General features: G+C 76.6%; 3 protein-coding genes and 1 pseudogene. 3 read left to right on the plus strand and 1 reads right to left on the minus strand.

Features of this window, described 5'->3' with window-relative positions:
- A pseudogene (locus NH602_RS28640) lies at positions 1 to 189 on the plus strand (cobalamin biosynthesis protein); the annotation flags it as partial.
- Between the two features lie 428 nt (positions 190 to 617).
- On the opposite strand, the gene NH602_RS28645 reads toward NH602_RS28640, so the two are convergent.
- On the minus strand, positions 618 to 1499 hold the full coding sequence (locus tag NH602_RS28645) for an SURF1 family protein (RefSeq protein ID WP_073574301.1): 882 nt from the start codon (positions 1497 to 1499) through the stop codon (positions 618 to 620).
- Between the two features lie 58 nt (positions 1500 to 1557).
- On the opposite strand from NH602_RS28645, the gene NH602_RS28650 reads away from it, so the two are divergent.
- Together NH602_RS28650 and NH602_RS28655 are read left to right on the plus strand one after the other, a co-directional pair.
- Positions 1558 to 3087, plus strand: a complete 1530-nt coding sequence (locus NH602_RS28650; RefSeq protein WP_253069435.1) for a cobyric acid synthase — start codon at positions 1558 to 1560, stop codon at positions 3085 to 3087.
- On the plus strand, positions 3084 to 4291 hold a 1208-nt coding region (locus NH602_RS28655), incomplete at its 3' end, for an ATP-binding protein (protein WP_253069434.1). The genes NH602_RS28650 and NH602_RS28655, both read left to right, overlap by 4 nt.

The following is a 4291-nucleotide window of genomic DNA, read 5'->3' on the forward strand; positions in this document are numbered from 1 at the left end:
CTCGGGCTGCGTCTGGGCGGGCCGACGGTCTACGCCTACGGAACCGAGGACCGCCCGTCGCTCGGCGACGGGCACCCGCCCCGGGTGGCCGACCTGCACCGCGTCGCGCGGCTGTCCCGGCTGGTGGCAGGGGCGGCCGGGCTGCTCGCCGTCGCGACGGCGGCGGTGCTGGGGCGGCGGCGCGGCTGAGCCGGTCGCCCCGGCCGCGGTGCTGTGGCGCCCGGAGTCCGTTCACCGCGTGAACTGTCTCCGGCGACAGCGGGTCTGTTCGGGTGGCCCCGGCGGCCCACCGCCCGGGTCCCGGTGGGTCCGGCCGATCTCCACGCCTACCCGGTCGGCGAGGGTGGATGTCGTGGGAATTCGCTTACCAGGTAAGCGAGTTCAAAGAGCCGTCCCGGAGGGGGGCGGCCCGGCGCACGGCCGGCGGGGCACGGCCGGCGGGCCACCATGTCGGACGGGTGAATCCGCTGACCGGATGAGCGAACTCGGCCGGGGCGAAGGGTCGCGGCATCCGGAGCCCTGCGCAACCGCGCCCCGGAGCCCGGCGCGGCGCACTCACGTGGCGCCTCGGGACCGCGCAGGGCGGCGGCCCGCGACGGGTGTGGCGCGGTGCGGGATCAGCCCGAGCCCGGACCGGACCCGGCGGCGGCGTCGCGGGTGGTGCCGGGGGCGCTGTCGTCGGCACGGTCGGCGGGGACGGGCTCGTCTCCGAAGCCGTCGCGGCCGGAGAGCTGGTCCCGCAGGCTGCCCGCCTTCTCGCGTTTCCCGCTGCGCTGCAACAGTTCCAGCCGGATGAACAGCACCAGCGCGACCAGGGCGACGGCGCCGAAGGTCAGCCACTGCAGGGCGTAGGAGAAGTTGCTGAACGGCGCTCCGCCCCCGACCGGCTCGACCGGGATCGGATCCAGCACGCCGGGCTGGCCGGCCTCCAGCACCACGACGCCCTCGACCGGCGTCAGGCCGGTGGCGGCGGCGACCGAGCGGGAGTCCGACACGTAGACCTGGCGGGTGCCGTTCTCGACCAGCGGCGGGCGGCCCTGCGGGTCGGTCTCGTCCAGGCGCAGCCTGCCCTCGACCGTCACCGGGCCGGCGGGCGCGGCGGCGTAGCCGGGCACGGCGCCCCGGTCCGCGGCCGGGACCGACCCCCGGTTCACCACGACGGTCCGGCCGTCGGTGAGCCGCAGCGGCGTCAGCACCTCGAAGGCGGGTGCGCCGTCGACGACCCGCAGGCGGACCAGGGTCTCCGCGGCACGGTCGAACGTGCCGGCCAGGGTGACCCGGCGCCACTGGTCGTCCGCGCCGATCGCCGTGCCCGGCGGGACGAGCGTGTCGAACCCGACGGCGGGGGTCGCGTCGGCGGTGGCGATGGCCCGGCTCTGCGCGGAGCGCTCGGACTCCCGGTCGAACTGCCACGGCGCGAGCAGCGTGTAGCAGGCGACGGCGAAGGCCAGCACCGCGACGACGAACGCGATCCACCCGGGACGCAGCAGGAAACGCACGCGGCCCAGGGTAGCCGCGCCCGCGGACGGTCCCGCCGGGGCGATACTGCCCGCCGTGGTGGTTCAGGGAGCGGTCCTCGTGGCGGGGACGACGTCGGACGCGGGCAAGAGCGCCGTCGTCGCCGGTATCTGCCGGTGGCTGCACCGGCGCGGCGTCTCGGTGGCGCCGTTCAAGGCGCAGAACATGAGCAACAACTCGGTCGTCACCCCCGACGGCGGCGAGATCGGCCGCGCGCAGGCGATGCAGGCCTTCGCCAGCGGCATCGCCCCCTCGGTCGACCTGAACCCGGTGCTGCTCAAGCCCGGCGGGGACCGGACCTCGCAGGTCGTCGTGCGCGGCCGCGCCGACGGCCAGGTGTCGGCGCTGTCCTACCGGCACCGCACCGCGGCGCTGTCCGACGTCGTCGCCGACTCCCTGGCCCGGCTGCGCGCCCGCCACGACGTCGTGGTCTGCGAAGGAGCGGGCTCGCCCGCGGAGATCAACCTGCGGGCCACCGACCTCGCCAACATGGGCTTCGCCCGGCGCAACGACCTGCCGGTGCTGGTCGTCGGCGACATCGACCGCGGCGGGGTGCTCGCGCACCTGTTCGGCACCCTCGCCGTGCTCGACCCGGCCGACCAGGCGCTGATCGCCGGTTTCGTCATCAACAAGTTCCGCGGGGACCCCCGCCTGCTCGAACCCGGCCTCGACCGGCTGCGCGAGCTCACCGGGCGGCCGACGCTGGGCGTGCTGCCCTTCGCCGAGGGCCTCTGGCTCGACGCCGAGGACTCGCTCTCGGCCGTCGCCGACGGGGTGCTCGGGCGCCCGGCCCCACCGCGCGGCGGGCAGTGGTTGCGGGTCGCCGTCGTCCGGTTCCCGCGGATCTCCAACGCCACCGACGCCGAGGCGCTGGCCTGCGAACCGGGCGTCGCCGTGCGGTACGTGACCGAGCCGTCGCGGATCGCCGACACCGACGTCGTCGTGCTGCCCGGGACCAAGGCGACGGTGTCCGACCTGGCCTGGCTGCGGGCGTCCGGGATGGCCGACGCCGTGCGCGCGCACGCCGCGGCCGGGCGCCCGGTGCTGGGGATCTGCGGCGGGTACCAGATGCTCGGGCACACGGTCTCCGACCCGGACGGCGCCGAGGCCGCTCCCGGCACGACCGTCGCCGGGCTGGGGCTGCTGGACCTGGAGATCGCGTTCGACCCGGTCAAGCACCTCGCCACCCCCACCGCGACGGCGTGGGGCGAGACCGTCACCGGCTACGAGATCCACCACGGCCGCGTCGTGCGCTCCGGCGACCCCGGCCTGATCGGGGACGAGGGCAGCGACCGCGGCAACGTCCTGGGCACGCACTGGCACGGCCTCGCCGAGAACGACGGCTTCCGGCGGCTGCTGCTCACCCGCCTCGCCGACGTGGCGGGACGGACCGGGTTCGTGGTGGCGCAGGACACGTCGTTCGCGGCCGAGCGCACCCGGCAGGTGGATCTGCTGGCCGACCTGGTCGAACTCCACCTCGACACGTCGTCACTTGAACATGTGATCGGACACGGTGCGCCGCCGGACCTCCCGGTGCTGACCTCCGGTCTGGCAGCCTCACCCGCGTGAGCACGAGCACCGCCCCCGCCGCCGGACCTCCCCGCTTCCCGTTCTCCGCCGTCGTCGGCCACGACGACCTGCGGCTGGCGCTGCTGCTCAACGCCGTGCACCCGGGTGTCGGTGGTGTCCTGGTGCGCGGGGAGAAGGGCACCGCGAAGTCCACGGCGGTGCGCGCGCTGGCCGCGCTGCTGCCCTCGCACGCGGTCGTCGAGGCCTGCCGGTTCGGCTGCGACCCCGCCGCGCCGGACCCGTCCTGCCCGGACGGCCCGCACCCGGCGGGCGCCGCGGGGGGTCCTCGCCCGGCCCGGCTGGTCGAGCTGCCCGTCGGCGCGACCGAGGACCGCCTGGTCGGCTCGCTCGACCTGGAGAAGGCGCTGTCCGAGGGCCGCCGCGCCTACCAGCCCGGCCTGCTCGCCGACGCCCACCGCGGGGTGCTCTACGTCGACGAGGTCAACCTCCTGCACGACCACCTCGTCGACCTGCTGCTCGACGCCGCCGCGATGGGCCGCGCGCACGTCGAGCGCGACGGCGTCTCCGTCTCGCACGCGGCCCGGTTCCTGCTGGTCGGCACGATGAACCCGGAGGAGGGCGAGCTGCGCCCGCAGCTGCTCGACCGGTTCGGTCTGACCGTGGAGGTGCGGGCCAGCCGCGACGTCGACACCCGGGTCGAGGTGACGCGGCGGCGCATGGCGTTCGAGGACGACCCGGCCGGGTTCGTCGCCCGCTTCGCCCCGGACGAGACCGCCACCGCGGCCCGGCTCCGCGCCGCGCAGGCCCACGTCTCCGCCGTCGCGGTGAGCGACCGGGAGCTGCGGCGGATCGCGTTCGTGTGCGCCCGGTTCGACGTCGACGGCATGCGTGCCGACCTGGTCATCACCCGGGCCGCGGCCGCGCACGCCGCCTGGGAGGGCCGCGACGCGGTGACCGCCGACGACGTGCGTGTCGCCGCCCGGCTCGCGCTGCCGCACCGCCGTCGTCGCGACCCGTTCGACGAGCCCGGCCTGGACCCGGCCGAGCTGGACCGCGCCCTCGCCGACGCCGAGGACCACCTGGGCCCCGAGGACGACCCGGACCCCGACGACGACCCGGACCCCGGCGGCCCCGGCCCCGACGACCCGGCCGAGCCGCAGGACGGTCCGGACGGCCCCGACGCCGGCGAGGAGCCCGACGACGCCGACCGGACCGGGGACACGCCCCCCGCCGGCGGCGACCC

The sequence above is a fragment of the Pseudonocardia sp. McavD-2-B genome (assembly GCF_024124365.1).
GTDB classification, from domain to species: domain Bacteria; phylum Actinomycetota; class Actinomycetes; order Mycobacteriales; family Pseudonocardiaceae; genus Pseudonocardia; species Pseudonocardia alni.